General features: G+C 64.5%; 17 protein-coding genes. 6 read left to right on the top strand and 11 right to left on the bottom strand.

What is annotated here, in order from left to right:
- Positions 1-70 precede the first annotated feature (70 nt).
- From leuA to miaA, 7 genes are all read right to left on the bottom strand, one after another.
- On the bottom strand, positions 71-1744 hold the full coding sequence (gene leuA / locus HHL08_RS11730) for a 2-isopropylmalate synthase (RefSeq protein WP_169573359.1): 1674 nt from the start codon (positions 1742-1744) through the stop codon (positions 71-73).
- Positions 1745-2006: 262 nt separating this feature from the next.
- A complete protein-coding gene (locus HHL08_RS11725) occupies positions 2007-2627 on the bottom strand; it encodes a YceI family protein (RefSeq protein ID WP_169573358.1) in 621 nt (206 codons plus the stop codon).
- A gap of 173 nt (positions 2628-2800) precedes the next feature.
- Positions 2801-3820: a ketol-acid reductoisomerase gene (gene ilvC, locus HHL08_RS11720; RefSeq protein WP_088183528.1), complete on the bottom strand. Its 1020-nt coding sequence runs from the start codon at positions 3818-3820 to the stop codon at positions 2801-2803.
- Between the two features lie 195 nt (positions 3821-4015).
- Complete coding sequence (gene ilvN, locus HHL08_RS11715; protein ID WP_056682062.1) at positions 4016-4531, bottom strand: acetolactate synthase small subunit; 516 nt, start codon at positions 4529-4531, stop codon at positions 4016-4018.
- Entirely contained in the window at positions 4531-4890 is a 360-nt protein-coding gene (locus tag HHL08_RS11710) for a hypothetical protein (protein WP_169573357.1), read from the bottom strand. The genes ilvN and HHL08_RS11710 overlap by 1 nt, the downstream gene beginning before the upstream one ends.
- 10 nt (positions 4891-4900) lie before the next feature.
- On the bottom strand, positions 4901-6652 hold the full coding sequence (locus HHL08_RS11705; protein ID WP_169573356.1) for an acetolactate synthase 3 large subunit: 1752 nt from the start codon (positions 6650-6652) through the stop codon (positions 4901-4903).
- A gap of 104 nt (positions 6653-6756) precedes the next feature.
- Positions 6757-7701 (bottom strand): tRNA (adenosine(37)-N6)-dimethylallyltransferase MiaA, encoded by a 945-nt coding sequence (gene miaA / locus HHL08_RS11700; RefSeq protein ID WP_169573355.1) that lies wholly within the window; start codon positions 7699-7701, stop codon positions 6757-6759.
- 109 nt (positions 7702-7810) lie between these two features.
- Here miaA and serB point away from each other — a divergent pair, with 109 nt between their 5' ends.
- The 3 genes from serB to HHL08_RS11685 all read left to right on the top strand — a co-directional run bounded on the left by serB (position 7811) and on the right by HHL08_RS11685 (position 10694).
- Entirely contained in the window at positions 7811-8638 is an 828-nt protein-coding gene (serB, locus tag HHL08_RS11695; RefSeq protein ID WP_408021772.1) for a phosphoserine phosphatase SerB, read from the top strand.
- A 248-nt stretch (positions 8639-8886) separates the two neighbouring features.
- Positions 8887-9141, top strand: a complete 255-nt coding sequence (locus tag HHL08_RS11690) for a hypothetical protein (RefSeq protein WP_169573353.1) — start codon at positions 8887-8889, stop codon at positions 9139-9141.
- Between the two features lie 95 nt (positions 9142-9236).
- Positions 9237-10694, top strand: coding sequence for a L,D-transpeptidase family protein (locus tag HHL08_RS11685; RefSeq protein WP_169573352.1), 1458 nt, complete (start codon positions 9237-9239; stop codon positions 10692-10694).
- A gap of 88 nt (positions 10695-10782) precedes the next feature.
- Here the strand turns inward: HHL08_RS11685 and HHL08_RS11680 are convergent, their stop codons facing one another.
- Positions 10783-11532 (bottom strand): glutaredoxin family protein, encoded by a 750-nt coding sequence (locus HHL08_RS11680; protein WP_169573351.1) that lies wholly within the window; start codon positions 11530-11532, stop codon positions 10783-10785.
- Between the two features lie 68 nt (positions 11533-11600).
- Here HHL08_RS11680 and HHL08_RS11675 point away from each other — a divergent pair, with 68 nt between their 5' ends.
- The gene (locus tag HHL08_RS11675) at positions 11601-11984 is read left to right on the top strand and encodes a MerR family transcriptional regulator (protein WP_169573350.1); all 384 of its coding nucleotides are present in this window, start codon (positions 11601-11603) and stop codon (positions 11982-11984) included.
- A 105-nt stretch (positions 11985-12089) separates the two neighbouring features.
- Here HHL08_RS11675 and HHL08_RS11670 read toward each other — a convergent pair whose 3' ends face one another.
- Genes HHL08_RS11670 through HHL08_RS11660 form a run of 3 tightly spaced genes read right to left on the bottom strand, consistent with a single transcriptional unit; the run spans position 12090 to position 14126 of the window.
- Positions 12090-12494 (bottom strand): Rap1a/Tai family immunity protein, encoded by a 405-nt coding sequence (locus HHL08_RS11670; protein ID WP_169573349.1) that lies wholly within the window; start codon positions 12492-12494, stop codon positions 12090-12092.
- Between the two features lie 7 nt (positions 12495-12501).
- Complete coding sequence (gene ruvX / locus HHL08_RS11665; protein WP_169573348.1) at positions 12502-12975, bottom strand: Holliday junction resolvase RuvX; 474 nt, start codon at positions 12973-12975, stop codon at positions 12502-12504.
- A 32-nt stretch (positions 12976-13007) separates the two neighbouring features.
- Positions 13008-14126: a DUF3089 domain-containing protein gene (locus tag HHL08_RS11660; RefSeq protein WP_169573347.1), complete on the bottom strand. Its 1119-nt coding sequence runs from the start codon at positions 14124-14126 to the stop codon at positions 13008-13010.
- A gap of 133 nt (positions 14127-14259) precedes the next feature.
- Here HHL08_RS11660 and gatC point away from each other — a divergent pair, with 133 nt between their 5' ends.
- Together gatC and gatA are read left to right on the top strand one after the other, a co-directional pair.
- A complete protein-coding gene (gatC, locus tag HHL08_RS11655) occupies positions 14260-14547 on the top strand; it encodes an Asp-tRNA(Asn)/Glu-tRNA(Gln) amidotransferase subunit GatC (protein WP_066603089.1) in 288 nt (95 codons plus the stop codon).
- On the top strand, positions 14547-16031 hold the full coding sequence (gatA, locus tag HHL08_RS11650) for an Asp-tRNA(Asn)/Glu-tRNA(Gln) amidotransferase subunit GatA (RefSeq protein WP_169573346.1): 1485 nt from the start codon (positions 14547-14549) through the stop codon (positions 16029-16031). The genes gatC and gatA overlap by 1 nt, the downstream gene beginning before the upstream one ends.
- Positions 16032-16036: the final 5 nt, after the last annotated feature.

Raw genomic sequence — 16036 nt, 5'->3', positions numbered from 1 at the left:
AATGCTTCGATACGGGACTTCGACAAGCTCAGCCCCTACTCAGCACGAACGGTTTTTGTTCGCGTGCGCCTTACCCTCGCGCCGCGATCCCATTCGCCGCCGACAGCACCGCCTGGACCGAAGCGGTCGCGACGTCGGCATCGGTGCCCACGCCGAACACGGTGCGGCCATCGGGGGTGCGGCATTCGACATAGGCGGCAGCGTTGACGTCGCTGCCGGCGCCGATCGCATGTTCGCTATAGTCGGCGATGTCGAGCTGCACGCCAAATTCGTCGCGCAACGCGGCCAGCACCGACGACAGCAGGCCGTTGCCGCGCCCCGAAATCGAGCGCTCCACCCCTTCATGCGCAATCTTGCCGGTGAAGATGCGGTCGCCCGCCACGCCGCTTTCATGATAGTCGATCAGGCTGTATGCCTGCTCGCCCGACAGGCGGTAATGGCCCTGGAACGCGCTCCAGATGTCGGCGGCGTTGAGTTCGCGGCTGCTTTCGTCGGCCATGGCCTGCACAACCTTGGAAAATTCGGCCTGCATCCGCTTGGGCATCTTGTAGCCCTTATCCTGTTGCAGCACCCAGGCGACGCCGCCCTTGCCCGATTGCGAATTGACGCGGATCACCGCTTCATAGTCGCGGCCCAGATCCTTGGGGTCGATCGGCAGATAGGGCACATCCCAGATCAGGTCGTTGCGCGCTTCCTGCGCGGCGAAGCCCTTCTTGATGGCGTCCTGATGCGACCCGGAGAAGGCCGTGAACACCAGTTCGCCGGCATAGGGATGGCGCGGGTGGACCGGCAGCTGGTTGCAATATTCGACCGTCTGGATGACGGTGTCGATGTCGCTGAAGTCCAGCAGCGGGTTGATCCCCTGCGTGTACATGTTGAGCGCGACGGTCACCAGGTCGCAATTGCCGGTACGCTCGCCATTGCCGAACAGGCAGCCCTCGACCCGGTCCGCGCCCGCCATCAGGCCCAGTTCCGCCGCCGCGACGCCGGTGCCGCGGTCGTTATGCGGATGCAGCGAGATGACCACGCTGTCGCGCTTGGAAATGTGGCGGCACATCCATTCGATCTGGTCGGCATAGATGTTGGGCGTGGCGCATTCGACCGTCGCGGGCAGGTTCAGGATCAGCGGGCGGTCGGGCGTGGGCTGGAGAATGTCCATCACCGCCTCGCAACATTCCAGGCTGAAATCCAGCTCCGCGGTGGAGAAGGTTTCGGGCGAATATTCGAAATGCCAGTCGGTGTCGGGCTGCTTGGCGGCATTGTCGCGCAGCAGCTTGGCGGCATTGACGGCGATCTCCTTGATCTCCGGCCGGGACATCTGGAACACGATGTTGCGCCAGGCGGGCGACACGGCGTTGTAGACATGGACGATGGCTTTTGGTGCGCCGCGCAGCGATTCGAAGGTGGTGGCGATCAGGTCGGCGCGCGCCTGCGTCAGCACCTGCACGATCACGTCGTCGGGGATCGCACCGTCGCGGACCAGCCCGGAAATGAAGTCGAATTCGGTCGCGCCCGCGCTGGGGAAGCCGACCTCGATCTCCTTGACGCCTACCTTGATCAGCAGGTCGAAGAAGCGACGCTTCTTTTCCGCGTTCATCGGGTCGATCAGCGACTGGTTGCCATCGCGCATGTCGGTCGACAGCCAGCGGGGCGGCGCGGTGATGACGTTGGAGGGCCATTGGCGATTGGGCAGGTCCACCTGCGGAAAGGCGCGGTACTTCTGCGAGGGATCGGTCAGCATCATGGGATTACACTACTTCTTTGCCTGCGGCGCGCGCATCGATGATTTTCGGGGGCGCTTTCCGGTATACGACTTGACTGCGATGGATGCCCTTAGGCGGATCGGTGCTGCCCATAGTCGAAAGGCAGCATAAAAACCACGCCTAAGGGCGTGTAAGTCGTAGCAGGGTAAGAAGCGTGACGCGCTGCATGATGGGAAGCGCCTTAACGCGAAACGGGGCCGACATGCAAGCCGGCCCCGTCTCTTTTGCGTCCTGTGCGTGTAATTACGGCTTCTGGAAGCCGGCGATGATCTTGAGTTCCACCGCGTCGCCGACCACGGGCACATAGGCGCCCAGGCCGAAATCGCTGCGCTTGATCGTGCCGGTCGCGACGAAGCCGATATTTTCCTTCTTGCTCATCGGGTTGGCGCCAACGCCATAAAATTCGGCGTCTAGCGTCACGGGCTTGGTCACGCCCTTGATCGTCAGGTTGCCGGTGATCGTCGCGCCGGTGCCTTCGGCCTTCACGCCGGTCGACACGAAGGTCGCGGTCGGGAATTTGGCGCCATCGAAGAAATCGGGCTTGAGCAGATGTTCGTCCAGCTTGGCGACGCCGGTGCGCAGGTTGGCGATCGGCAGTTCGATGCTGACCTTCGACGCGGCCGGATTGGCCTTGTCCAGCGTTAGCGTGCCGGTGGGTTCGGCGATGACGCCGACATTGTTGGTGAAGCCCATATGGTCATAGGCGAAGACGACCTGGGTGTGGCCGGGGTCGACGGCATAGGTGCCGCCGCTTATCTTGGCGACGTCCTTCGTGCCGGGCGCGGACGTCGGCATCTGGGCGACGACGACGGTGCCGCCAGCAATAGCGATGAGGGCGGCGGCGGGGATGAGGAATTTACGCATGATGTTGGGACTCCAGAAACGGTCAAGGGGCGCAGCCTGAATAAGCCACGCCCCTCGATTGTTCCAGAGCCGTAACCGGAAACGGATCGTTCCTGGTTAAGTAATCTCAAAGCCTCGCATCGTGCCGCCATGGACCCCGGCCTTCGCCGGGGTGACGGCCAAATGCGTAGCCGTCAGTTCTTTTCCTGATCCACCAGCTTGTTGGCGCCGATCCAGGGCATCATGGCGCGCAGCTTGGCGCCGGTTTCCTCGATCGGATGACGCTTGGCGGCGATGCGGCTGGCCTTCAGCTCCGGCTGGCCGGCGCGGTTGTCAAGGACGAAGTCCTTGACGAAACGGCCCGACTGGATGTCGGCCAGCACGCGCTTCATTTCCTTCTTGGTTTCTTCGGTGATGATGCGCGGGCCGGTCTTGATGTCACCATATTCGGCAGTGTTGCTGATCGAATAGCGCATGTTGGCGATGCCGCCTTCATACATCAGGTCGACGATCAGCTTGAGTTCGTGCAGGCACTCGAAATAGGCCATTTCCGGCGCATAACCCGCTTCGACCAGCGTTTCGAAACCGGCCTGGACCAGCGCGGTCGCGCCGCCGCACAGAACGGCCTGCTCGCCGAACAGGTCGGTTTCGCATTCTTCGCGGAAGTTGGTTTCGATGATGCCGCTGCGGCCGCCGCCGACGCCGCTGGCGTAGGATAGGGCGATGTCATGCGCATTGCCGGTCGCGTCCTGATGGATCGCGATCAGGCAGGGCACGCCGCCACCCTTCACATATTCGCCGCGGACGGTGTGGCCCGGACCCTTGGGCGCGATCATGATGACGTCCACGTCCTTGCGGGTTTCGATCAGGCCGAAATGGACGTTCAGGCCATGGGCGAAGGCCAGCGCCGCGCCGGGGCGCAGATTGGCGTGGATGTCGTCGGCATAGATGGCGGCCTGATGCTCGTCGGGGGCCAGGATCATGAGCACATCGGCCCAGGCGGCGGCTTCCTTGTTCGGCAATACCTTGAAGCCTGCGCCTTCGGCCTTCTTGGCGGACGGCGAACCGGCGCGCAGCGCGATGGCGACTTCGGCGACGCCGCTGTCGCGCAGATTCTGCGCATGGGCGTGACCCTGCGAACCGTAACCCAGGATGGCGACCTTCTTGCCCTTGATCAGGCCGATGTCCGCGTCGTGATCGTAATAAACCTTCATGAGTGTTTTTCCTCGAACCGTCCAATACCTCCCTCCCCCCGGAGAGGGGGGAGGATACGAAATCTTGGGCCGGCGGAGCCGGACCTAGATGAAGTTGGAGAGGGGTCGAGTGGCACGGCGCCCCCTCACCTAGCTGCGACTAGGCAGCAAGCTGCCAAGTCTCGCTCCCTCTCCCCCGAGGGGAGAGGGAAAAATTCAGTTCGCCTCTTTACCCCGAATCAGGCCGACGACGCCGGTGCGGCCAACCTCGACCAAGCCGATCTGGCGCATCAGGCCGACGAAATTGTCGATCTTGTCGGTCGTTCCGGTGATTTCGAAAATGAAGCTTTCGATCGTCGTGTCGACCACCTTGGCGCGGAACACGTCGGCCAGGCGCAGCGCCTCGATCCGGTCCTCACCCACGCCCGCGACCTTCACCAACGCCAGTTCGCGCTCGACGAAGGGACCGGCTTCGGTCAGGTCCGTCACCTTGTGCACCGGAACCAGCCGGTCGAGCTGGGCGATGATCTGGTCGATCACCTTGGGCGGGCCGTTGGTGACGATGGTGATGCGGCTGACGCCGTGATCCTGCGTGATGTCCGCCACGGTCAGGCTGTCGATATTATAGCCGCGCGCGGTGAACAGGCCCGCGATGCGCGCCAATATGCCCGCTTCGTTCGAAACGGTCAGCGACAGGACGTGCCGCTGGCTGAGTTCTTCCTGGATATGCATCAGATGCTTGTCCCGTTATCGGTATCTACGCGCCCATGGGTGTCATCATGGCGCTGCGAAATCATGGCGGTGAAGGCATAGTGCCAGCCGCCGTCCTGCCGGTGGGCGAGGCGGACGGGAAAGCCCGTCACCGCGTCGAACATGCGGACCAGATGTTCGCCCACATAGCGGGGACCAGCCAGCAGCGTGCCGATATGCCGGTCGTGATAGTCGAACCCTTCGTCCAGATGCACTTCCCATTCCTCATTGTCCGGGTCGGCATGATCGGTGGTCCAGCCGGCAATGTCCGCCGTGCCCGCGATCCGTTCGAAATCCCATGGCTCCGTCACATGGATGCGCAGCTTCAGATGTTGCGTCACAGGACGGCCATCATACCAGCGCCTTCGCCTCGTCCGTCATGCTGCCCTTCACCTGGCTGGGATCGAGCAGCATGTCGGTATGGGATGCGCCCGACGGGATCATCGGGAAGCAGTTGGACATTTTCGCGACGCGGCAATCCACGATCACCGGGCCGTCGGTTTCCAGCATCTGCCGGATGCCGGCTTCCAGTTCCTGTGGCCCTTCGATACGGATGCCGGTCCAGCCATAGGCTTCACCCAGTTTCACGAAATCGGGCAGGCTGTCCGAATAGCTGTTGGAATAACGGCTTTCATAGGTCAGTTCCTGCCACTGGCGGACCATGCCCATATATTCATTGTTCAGGATGAAGATCTTCACCGGCAGGCGATATTGCGACGCGGTGCCCAGTTCCTGAATGTTCATCTGAATGGAGGCGTCGCCCGCGATGCAGATGGTGATGCTGTCGGGATTGCCCATCTGCGCGCCGATGGCGGCGGGGAAGCCATAGCCCATGGTGCCCAGGCCACCCGACGTCAGCCATTTATTGGGCGCGTCGAAGCCGAAATGCTGGGCCGCCCACATCTGGTGCTGGCCGACTTCGGTGGTGATGATGACGTCCTTGCCGGTCGCCTTCGTCGCGGCATACAGGTCCGCGATCGCGCGCTGGGGCATGATCTCGATGCTGTTTTCGGCATAATCCAGGCTCTTGCGCGCGCGCCAGCCGGCGATCCGCGCCCACCATTGCGTCAGGTCCGCCTTTTGATGATTGCGCTGTTTCCACAGGGCGATCATGTCGTCCAGCGCGCTGGCGATATCGGCGACGATGGGAACGTCGACATCGACGATCTTGTTGATCGAGCTGCGATCGATATCGATATGGACCTTGCGGCTGTTGGGCGCGAACGCGTCCAGTCGGCCGGTGACGCGATCGTCGAAACGCGCGCCGATGCACAGGATGAGGTCGGCCTGGTTCATCGCCCAATTGGCTTCGAACGTGCCGTGCATCCCCAGCATCCCCAGCCAGGCGTCGCCCGATGCGGGATAAGCGCCAAGGCCCATCAGCGTGGACGTGACGGGCGCGCCGGTCAGCGCGGCGAGTTCGCGCAGCAAGGCGCTCGCCTGCGGGCCGCTATTGATGACGCCGCCGCCGGTGTAGAACACCGGCCGTTCGGCCGCGGCGAGCATCTCGACCGCCGCGTCGATGCCTGCCGCATCCGCCTTCGTCTGCGGACGGTAGCTGGCATGGACCTTCAGTTCGGGCTTCGCATAGGGCGCCGTCGCGATCTGGACGTTCTTGGGGATATCCACGACGACCGGGCCGGGGCGGCCGGTGGTGGCGATATGAAACGCCTCATGAATGACCTCGGCCAGCTTGCCGGGCGTCTTCACCAGATAATTATGCTTGGAACAATGGCGCGTGATGCCGATCGTGTCGGCTTCCTGAAACGCATCCGTCCCGATCAGTTGGGTGGGCACCTGGCCGGTGATGACGACCATGGGGATCGAATCCATCAGCGCGTCGGTGATGCCGGTGACGGCATTGGTCGCACCGGGGCCGGACGTGACCAGGACGACGCCGGGCTTGCCGGTCGATCGGGCATAGCCCTCCGCCATGTGGGTCGCGCCCTGTTCGTGGCGGACCAGCACATGCTTGATCGTGGGGTGATTGTAGAGCGCGTCATAAATCGGCAGCACCGCGCCGCCGGGATAGCCGAAAACGACCTCGACACCGAGATCGATCAGGCATTCGACCAATATGTCCGCGCCGCTCTTTTCGGCCACGATAAAATCCTTCTGTTCTGGGTGCAGGGCGACGTCCTTTGCGACAGCACGCCTGCGATGGCAAGGTGGCCGCCTCTAATGGACATAAAATGACGGGTCAACCCCTATTGTTGTAATTTAATTGCTAATTCATCGATGATCTTGGCATCTATCTCTCGTTCTTCGCGCGGCCAGGCGGGCGGGGGCTGGTTGGTGAACCAGGTATATTGGCGTTTGGCATATTGGCGGGTGGAGAGGGTTGCTCTTGCGATACAAGTGTCCAGATCGCTGTCTCCGCGCAGATAGGCGGCGATCTCCGGCACGCCGATGGCGCGCATCACCGGCAGGTCGGGATGCAGGTTGCGGGCGAGCAGCGCCTCCACTTCGGCGATCGCGCCAGCCTCTACCATCTGCGCGAAGCGGCGGTCGCAGCGGTCGATCAGCCAGTCGCGCGGCGGACGCAAGATCATCGGCGCGAGTGTGATGCGGTCCGCGATGCCGCCTGCCTTATGCTGCTGCCATTGCTTGAGCGGGCGGCCGGTCGATCGCACCACCTCCAGCGCGCGGGCGACGCGGGTGGTGTCGGCAGGCGCCAGGCGGGCGGCGGCTTCGGGGTCTTCTCGCGACAGGGCTTCATGTGCTTCCGCCACCGGAAGCGCGCGGACAGTGGCGCGGATGGCGGGGTCGATCTCCGGCACCGGCGCGATGCCGTCCAGCAGCGTGCGGATATAAAGGCCGGTGCCGCCGACCAGCACTGGCAGCTTGCCCGCATCATGGGCCGCGGCGATTTGCGCCTTCGCCTCGGCCGCCCAGCGTGGCGCGGTGCAGGCCTCCGCCCCGTCGATATGGCCGAACAGGCGATGGGGGACATCGCCCATCTCCTGCGCGCTCGGTCTTGCGGACAGGATGGCCAGATCGGTATAGACCTGGCTGGCGTCGGCATTGATGACGATGCCGTCGGTGGCCTGCGCCAAGCGACAAGCGAGCGCGCTCTTGCCGCTGGCGGTGGGTCCGGCAATAAGCGCGACGCGCGGGCGGGATTCGCCCGCTAATGGTTCAGGAGTGTGCATGTTCGTCGCGACGCTAGTAGCAAAAGCTGGGCTGGACCATTCCCTGCTCAGCGAAATTGCACATCAAGTCGACCATGACTGCACAGCAGGCTCGGTTTCTAAGATATCAATGATCGACGACGGTGTCGCGGCCGATATCTTCTTCAGTCCAGCTGAAGGTGTCACTAACGGGGATTGCCTCGAAATTTCCAGGGCGATCAGGGAGATTGCCGTTGCGATCGCGACGGGCGGATATGGACGCGACCTTGCTCTGGACGTGATCGTCCAGCCGGTCGCCACCCGCGCGAAGACGCTGCTGATCGCCGACATGGATTCGACCATGATCACCGTCGAATGCATCGACGAACTGGCCGACTATGCGGGCATCAAGCCGCAGATCGCCGAGATTACCGAGCGGGCGATGCGCGGCGAACTGGATTTCGAGGGTGCGCTGCATGGCCGGGTCGCGCTGCTCAAGGGCCTGCCCGACAGCGCCATCGACCAGTGCCGCGAAGAGCGCGTGGTCATCATGGGCGGCGCGAAGGCGCTGGTCCGCACGATGAAGGCGCGGGGCGCAAAGACGTTGCTGGTGTCGGGCGGCTTCACCCGCTTCACCGGGCCGGTGGCGGCCCAGATTGGCTTCGATGCGAATGTCGCCAATGTGCTGGAGATTGCCGACGGCGCTTTGCTGGGCACTGTCACCACGCCGATTGTGGACGCCGCGCGCAAGCGGACCGAATTGGAAGCCGCGATCGAAGGCGGCATCGACCGCGCGCTGACGCTGGCGGTGGGGGATGGCGCCAACGACATCCCGATGATCCAGGGCGCGGGGCTGGGCGTCGCCTACCACGCCAAGCCGGTCACGCGCGCCGCCGCCGCGGCCGAGATCATCCATGGCGACCTGTCGGTGCTGCTCTATGCGCAGGGCATCCCTTCGGCGGAATGGGTGGCTGCCTGAATTAAACGTGCAGCGTGTTCCCGCGCAGGCGGAAACCCAGTCCGGCCGTTTGAACTGGGCTCCCGCCTGCGCGGGAGCACGGCATGGTGCAGGAAACACCTCGGCGCTACTGTGCCACGCTTCATCGTCATTTCGATTGGGTAATGGATTTTATCCTGCGTTCGGACGTTAGCGTCGAGCCGCAAGGGTCGCGGCGAGGAGTCTAACGGCGCGAGGCGGCCTGCCGCACGAGCGTACAGGGAGTTTCTATGCACTATAAATATCTGGCTTTGGCCGCTGGCGGGCTTCTGGCGCTGAGCGCCTGCGCCAAGAATGAAGCGCCGGTGACGTCGGCACCGCCGGTCGGCCCCGGCGCTATCGCCGGGACCGTCGCCGCGGACCGCGATGGCGACGGTTATGTCGATGGCTATTACACCGCCGATGGCATCTATCACGCCGTCCAGGGTCCGCCCTGCCCGCCGCCGCCACCGCCGCCGCCGACGCGCCGGGGAGAACGCGGCTGATCCATACGGATTTTCGGGCGCGGCGAGTTCGTCGCGCCCCTTCGCTTCGCCTGATCGCCTGTGTGCTGGCCTTTGCGACAGCGCCTCATGGCGTGATGGCGCAGGGTGTCGCGGCTGAAAAGGGCGCGCAATCCAGCGTCGCGGCGGAAATTCGCGCGGGCGTCAGCGGCAAGCTGAAGGATTTCTACAGCCCGCGCGGCTTCTGGCCGCTGTGGGTCGAGCAGGATCGCATCGGGCCGCAGGCCGACGCGCTGCTGGCGCTGATCGCAGATAGCGAGGCCGATGGCCTGAACCCGCGCGACTATGACGCGCGCGACTTGCAACGCCTGATCGAAGCGGCGGACGGCGAAGGTAGCCCCAAGGCGCTGGCCCGCGCAGACCTGGCTCTGTCGCGCGCCTTTGCCGCGCTGGTCGCCGACATGCGCCGCCCGGCCAGGGGCGTAAAGATGCGCTATATCGATCAGGAGGCGGAACCCAAGCCACCGGGTCCGGCCGATATCGTGCGCGCCGCGGCGCTCGCCCCGTCGCTCACCGACTATATTCAAACCGCCGGGTGGATGAGCCCGCTCTACATGCGGCTGCGCAGCGCGCGGGCGCGCTATCTCGACATATGGGGCGACCTGCCGGCGGTGCAGATCCCCGAAGGCGTCAAGCTGCGCCCCGGCGGCAAGGTGCCGGAAATCACGCTGCTGCGCCATCGGCTTGGCCTGTCGGATGGCGTCGCCTATGACAAGGCGCTGGCGGCGAAGGTGAAGGCGTTCCAGACCGACCATGGCCTCAAGCCCGATGGCGTTGCGGGCGTGGCAACCGTCGCGGCGCTGAACGATGGGCCGGGGCGCTACGATCGCCTGCTGGCGCTCAATCTGGAGCGGGCGCGCGTGCTGCCCGGTCCCTGGACCCGTCATGTCGTGGTGGACGCAGCATCGGCGCGGCTCTGGTATTATAGCAAGGGTGCGCTGGACGGCACGATGAAGGTCGTCGCCGGGACCAAGGAAACGCAGACGCCGTTGATGGCGGGGATGATCCGCTACGCGACGCTCAATCCCTATTGGAATATTCCGTCGGACCTGGTGGAGCGCAAGGTCGCGCCCAAGATATTGAAGGGCGCGTCGCTGAAAAGCCTGCGCTATGAGGCGTTGTCGGATTGGAGCGCCAATCCCGCGCCGCTGGCGCAGAGCGCGATCGACTGGAACGCGGTGGCGGCCGGGCAGAGCGAAGTGCGCGTGCGGCAACTGCCGGGCGGCACCAACGCCATGGGACGGATCAAGTTCATGTTCCCCAATGACCTCGGCATCTACCTGCACGACACGCCGCAGCGCGACCTGTTCGCCAAGGAGGACCGGCATTACAGCAATGGCTGCGTCCGGTTGGAGGATGCGCAGCGGTTGGGGCGCTGGTTCTTCGGCAAGACGCCGACGACCGACAGCGATGCGCCCGAACAGCATGAACCGCTGCCCCAGCCGGTCCCAGTCTTCCTGACCTATCTGACGGCGGTGCCGACCGCGCAGGGGGTGCAGTTCCTGCCGGATGTCTACGGGCGGGACGGGGAGTAGGGCTTAACTCGTCCCGTTCGTTTCGAGCGTGTCGAGAAACGCCGTCGCCGCGCTATCCGCTTCTCGACTTCGCTCGAAGCGAACGGCGTTAGTGGATGCCAAAGACCATCCAAAGCGCCATCGCGACCATCATCACATTTTCGGTCAGCGACACAAAGCCCAGCGGCACAGTGCTGCCGCCGCCGACGCAAGCGCATTTGAGGTCGCGTTTTTCGACATAGACCGCCTTGAACACCGACACCGCACCGATGCCGCCGATGCACAGCGCGACCGGGATTGACAGCCAGTCCAGCGCTCGCGTCAGCATCAGTACGCCCGCGCCCAGTTCCAGGAACGGATAGGCCAGGCCATAGGGCGGCAGGCGGCGGGCGAGCAGGTCGTAATTGAGGAACATGGTCGCGAACCGATCCACATCCTGTAGCTTCAGCATGGCGAGCAGCATCATCGCGATGGCGACGAATCGCTCCAGCGTCATAAAGGACAGCAGCGGCAGGAAGGTCAGCCAGTTGACCGCCAGCGCCAGCAGCGCCGCGATAGCGAATACCGCGAGCACCGGCACATAGCTGGTCGCGTTGGGGTCTTTGACTTTGAGGCCTAGGAAGCGGCGCAAATCGTCATGGCCGCCGATCCGCTGTCCGTCGATGATGATTTGCGGCGTGGTCTTGACGTCATGCTGCGCCTTGAAGGCGTCGGTTTCTGCGCGGGTCGTCAGCCAATGATCGTCCACGGCATAGCCATGGCGCCGCAGCAGCCAGCGCGCCTTGACGCCATAGGGGCAGGTGTGGCCGGGTATCACCATGCGGTAGAGGCTGGCGCTTTTGCGGGCGGGGCTGGTCATGTTGGCATCCTTGGAACGGGTAGGGATGCAGCCCATATAGGGGCCGTACCATGGTACGGAGTCAAGAGATGAGCATGACGATTTCCGCGCTGGCCCGATCGGCCGGGGTGAATGTGGAAACGGTGCGCTATTATCAGCGGCGCGGCCTGCTCCATACACCGGAGCGGGGCGAGGGCGTGCGCCGCTATGGCGAGGCGGATGCAAGGCGGCTGGGCTTCATCCGCTCGGCGCAGGGGGCGGGCTTCACGCTGGAGCAGATCGGCGAATTGCTGCAACTGGACGCCGGGCAGGACCGTGGGCGGGCACGGGAGCTGGCAGCGGAGCGGATCGCGGCGCTGGACCTGAAGATTGCGGAGATGCAGGCGGCGCGGGGTGCGCTGGAGCGGCTGGCCCGCGCGTGCCATGCGAGCGACGAAGGGCCATGCCCGATCATCGCGGCGTTCGAGGGGTGAGGATGTGGGGAGCGATCATCAGCGGGCATGTTCCCCCTCTCGCCAGCGGGAGGGGCATGGCAGGAAGCCACCCAACATCCCTAAGCGCACTTACGCCAACCGCCCTCAGCGCCTCTTGCGGCTCTTTTTCTTCGCCGGTGCCTTGGCCGCACTCGCACAAGGCCAGGCCTTGCGGATCGCGGCGAAGACCTGGGAGGAGGCGGATTGTTGGCGGTCGATCGGGTTCTTGCCCAGATAATCGACCGTGGTTGTGCGCAACTGGTTGATCGTCACGTCGCCGGGGATGCAGCTTTTGAGCTTGTTCGCCTCCCGCGTCGTGTTGAACGCATCGACCGCGCCGCTGATATAGCCGACGCACTCATAGGATTTTTCGAAATAATCCTTGCCGTTCTTGTCGGCGGTACAGACGGCGTAAAGTGCCTCGCCGCTGTAGAACCCGGCCTGCGCCGGGATCGGCAGGCTCGCGCCTGTGGCGAAGAGGGCGGCGTAGAGAAGAGGACGGGGCTGCATGGTTATGTCACTCCATTCCCGCGACCAGCCCGTCGATCGCGCCCTGCAAGATGTAGCTGGCGGCCAGCTTGTCGATCAGGACGTCGCGGCGGGCGCGGCTGGCGTCGGCTTCCAGCAGGGTGCGGGTGACGGCCTGGGTCGACCAGCGTTCGTCCCACAGCAGCACGGGGCGGCCAAGGTCGGCCAGATTCTGGGCGAAGGCCTTGCTCGACTGGCTGCGCGGGCTGCCGGTGCCGTCCAGGTTGAGCGGCAGGCCGATGACGATGCCCTTGACCTGCTGCTGGTCCATGAAGGTGGCCAGCGTCACCTTGTCCTTGCTGAACTTGCCCCGCGTGATCGTGTGCGCCGGGCTGGCGATCGACCAGCTGGCGTCGCACAGGGCCAGCCCGATCGTCTTTGTCCCCACGTCCATGCCGATCAGCCGTCCGCCCTGGGGCAGCGTCGTGCGGAATGCGAAGCGATCCGTTGTTACCAATGCCATGCCAGCGCCCCTGACAGGTCCGGGCGCGCCTGTCACTTGTTGAGGAAGGCGGCCAGGCGTTTTTGTGCGTCCTCGCGCACATTGCCCCAGAACAGGCTGTAGTCGTAGACGTGGTAATTGTTGCCGGGCAGGGTGAACGGACCCATGTCGACCGGCTCGCCGATCATCAGCACGCCGCTGGTGTCGCAGCGTGCGGGCACGATGCCGGTGAGCAGCTTGGGCGGCTGGCCCTGTTCGCGGGCATCAAGCGTGCCCTTGTTGGCGCTGGCCGGGGCCGCGCCGTTGAACGCGCCGGTGATCGGATTGGTGCAGAGCATGTGCGTGCCCTTGCGCGGCTTGCCGGTATAGCCGGTCTTTCGCTCGAAACTTTCGACTACGGCGGACGGATCGGCCGGTTCGGCATAGCTTTGCCAGCTGACGATGCAGTGCGCCTGGGCCTGCCGCGCGCAGGCCGGCAGGCCCAGCGCGGGCAGGTCCGCCTCCACCGACACCGGCCAGCCGACTGCATAGACGGCGGCGATTCGATCGGCGACCGGCTTGCCCGCCACCTGTTCGCGCAGCAGTTGCAGCAGGTGGCGCGACCCCTGGCTATGCCCGGCCAGGATCAGCGGGCCGGTGGGATTGGCCTTCAGGAACGCGGCGAAGGCCTGGGCCAGGTCGCGATAGCCGGCGGCCAGTGCCTGATCGCCGGCTGGCTTGTCGGTCAGGAAGGCGCCGTAATTGGCCTGGCGATAGCGCGGCGCCCACACCGCGCCGGCGGCGTTGAAGGCGCTGGCCTGGCCCATCACGAAACGGCGAGCGGTGGCGTCCGCTTCCTTGTCGCCGATGCGCGCATTCCAGTGGGCGTCGCCGAAGGTGGTGATATAGCTGGTCGGGTGGATGAAGAAGATGGCGGCCTTCTGGCTCGTCCTGGGCGTCGTCACCCCAACGGGGGTCCAGAGCGCCGCATTATCCTTTACGATGTCGGGCCGGGCCAGCCACATATCGGCCTTGTCATAGGCGTTGGCGGGCAGCGGCTGGAGCTGGGTAAAGGCTTCGCGCGGGACCATCACCAGGCGGATAAGCTGCATTCCCCAGATCGCATAGATGGCGAATGCGGCGATCACCAGCACGACGAGGGTCGCGATGATATAGAGGAATTTGCGGGCCACCCATGCTCTCCGAAATTATTGTTCCTTGTCTGACGCATGGTGCGGGCGCGCGCAAGGGGCGCTAAAGCCGCCATGCAGGCGGAGCCTGCGAAACCAGCTTGAAGCGGACCGGCGCGGGTGGTAGCGGCGGCCCATGTCGATAGACCTTCAAACCGTAAAAAAGATCGCCAGCCTTTCGCGCATTTCGGTGACGGACGCCGAAGCAGAGGCCATGGTGCCCGAACTCAACAACATCCTTGGCTGGGTGGAGCAATTGGGCGAGGTGGATGTCACCGGCGTTGAGCCGATGACCGCCGTCATCCCCAATCACCAACGGCTGCGCCAGGACGTCGTCACCGACGGCAATGTGCGCGACAAGGTGCTGGCCAACGCGCCGCAGGCCGAACATGGCTTTTTCGCGGTGCCCAAGGTGATCGAATAATGACCAACCTTACTGATCTTACCGTCGCCGAAATCCGCGACGGTTTCCGCACGGGCGATTTTTCCGCCCGCGAAGTGGCGAGCGCGTTCAATGCCAATGTTGCCGCCGCCAGGGCGCTGAACGCCTTCATCGTGGAAACGCCGGACAAGGCGTTGGAAGCCGCCGATGCCGCCGACAAGGCGAAGGCCGCGGGCGAAACGCTGGGGGCGCTGGCCGGTGTGCCGATCGGCATGAAGGACCTGTTCTGCACCGAAGGCACGCAGACCACCGCCGCCAGCCATATGCTGGAAGGCTTTGTGCCAACCTATGAATCGACGGTGTCGGGCAAGCTGTGGGCCGCGGGTGCGGGGATGCTGGGCAAGCTGAACCTCGATCAGTTCGCCATGGGATCGTCGAACGAGACGAGCTATTATGGCAATGTGATCTCGCCCTGGCGGCGCAACGATGGCGGCAATGCCGCGCTGGCGCCCGGTGGGTCTTCGGGCGGGTCTTCGTCAGCGATTGCCGCGCGGCTGTGCCCGGCGGCGACCGGCACCGACACCGGCGGGTCGATCCGCCAGCCGGCCGCCTTCACCGGCATTTCCGGGATCAAGCCGACCTATGGCCGCTGCTCGCGCTGGGGCATCGTGGCGTTTGCCTCCTCGCTCGACCAGGCCGGGCCGATGGCGCGGACGGTGCGCGACAATGCGATCCTGCTGGAGACGATGGCAGGCTTCGACCCCAAGGATTCGACCAGCCTCGACCTGGCCGTGCCCCAGTGGGAGGCGGGATTGTCGAGCGACCTGCGCGGCAAGACGGTCGGTATTCCCAAGGAATATCGCCCCGGCGGCCTGAACGCGGAAATCTCCGCCATGTGGGATCGCGGCATCGCCTGGCTGAAGGACGCGGGCGCGGAGGTGGTCGAAGTGTCCCTGCCGCATACCAAATATGCGCTGCCGACCTATTATATCATCGCCCCTGCCGAAGCCTCGTCCAACCTCGCCCGCTATGACGGCGTTCGCTATGGCCAGCGCGACCTGCCCGATGGGGCGGGTTTGCAAGACATGTATGCCGCCACCCGCGCCGCGGGCTTCGGGCCGGAGGTCAAGCGCCGTATCATGATCGGCACCTATGTCCTGTCGGCCGGTTTCTATGACGCTTATTATACCCAGGCGCAGAAGGTGCGGGCGCTGATCGCGCGCGATTTCGACCAGGCTTTCGAAAAATGCGACCTGCTGCTGACGCCAACCGCGCCGAGCGCTGCGTTCGCGCTGGGGCAGAAGCAGGATGACCCCCTGGCCATGTATCTGAACGACGTCTTCACCGTGCCGGCTTCGCTGGCGGGGCTGCCCGCGATGGCGGTGCCGGGTGGGCTGGACGGGCAGGGCCTGCCAATAGGCCTCCAGATCATCGGCAAGGCGCTGGACGAACAGACCGTGCTGAACGCAGGGCTGGCGATCGAGGAACGGGCGGGCTTTACCGCGAGGGCGGACAAGTGGTGGTAATGATT

It is taken from the genome of Sphingobium psychrophilum (assembly GCF_012927105.1).
In the GTDB taxonomy this organism is placed as follows: domain Bacteria; phylum Pseudomonadota; class Alphaproteobacteria; order Sphingomonadales; family Sphingomonadaceae; genus Sphingobium; species Sphingobium psychrophilum.
This window is presented reverse-complemented; position numbering and strand designations above follow the sequence as displayed.

Excerpts from the sequence above, each read along its gene's own strand:
- HHL08_RS11680 (WP_169573351.1), bottom strand. The coding sequence starts at position 11,532 with ATGACCAGCCCCGCCCGCAAAAGCGCCAGCCTCTACCGCATGGTGATA.
- HHL08_RS11725 (WP_169573358.1), bottom strand. The coding sequence starts at position 2,627 with ATGCGTAAATTCCTCATCCCCGCCGCCGCCCTCATCGCTATTGCTGGC.
- gatA (WP_169573346.1), top strand. The coding sequence starts at position 14,547 with ATGACCAACCTTACTGATCTTACCGTCGCCGAAATCCGCGACGGTTTC.
- HHL08_RS11690 (WP_169573353.1), top strand. The coding sequence starts at position 8,887 with ATGCACTATAAATATCTGGCTTTGGCCGCTGGCGGGCTTCTGGCGCTG.
- gatC (WP_066603089.1), top strand. The coding sequence starts at position 14,260 with ATGTCGATAGACCTTCAAACCGTAAAAAAGATCGCCAGCCTTTCGCGC.
- ilvC (WP_088183528.1), bottom strand. The coding sequence starts at position 3,820 with ATGAAGGTTTATTACGATCACGACGCGGACATCGGCCTGATCAAGGGC.
- HHL08_RS11675 (WP_169573350.1), top strand. The coding sequence starts at position 11,601 with ATGAGCATGACGATTTCCGCGCTGGCCCGATCGGCCGGGGTGAATGTG.
- HHL08_RS11685 (WP_169573352.1), top strand. The coding sequence starts at position 9,237 with ATGGCGCAGGGTGTCGCGGCTGAAAAGGGCGCGCAATCCAGCGTCGCG.
- leuA (WP_169573359.1), bottom strand. The coding sequence starts at position 1,744 with ATGATGCTGACCGATCCCTCGCAGAAGTACCGCGCCTTTCCGCAGGTG.
- ilvN (WP_056682062.1), bottom strand. The coding sequence starts at position 4,531 with ATGCATATCCAGGAAGAACTCAGCCAGCGGCACGTCCTGTCGCTGACC.
- miaA (WP_169573355.1), bottom strand. The coding sequence starts at position 7,701 with ATGCACACTCCTGAACCATTAGCGGGCGAATCCCGCCCGCGCGTCGCG.
- HHL08_RS11670 (WP_169573349.1), bottom strand. The coding sequence starts at position 12,494 with ATGCAGCCCCGTCCTCTTCTCTACGCCGCCCTCTTCGCCACAGGCGCG.
- serB (WP_408021772.1), top strand. The coding sequence starts at position 7,811 with ATGATCGACGACGGTGTCGCGGCCGATATCTTCTTCAGTCCAGCTGAA.
- ruvX (WP_169573348.1), bottom strand. The coding sequence starts at position 12,975 with ATGGCATTGGTAACAACGGATCGCTTCGCATTCCGCACGACGCTGCCC.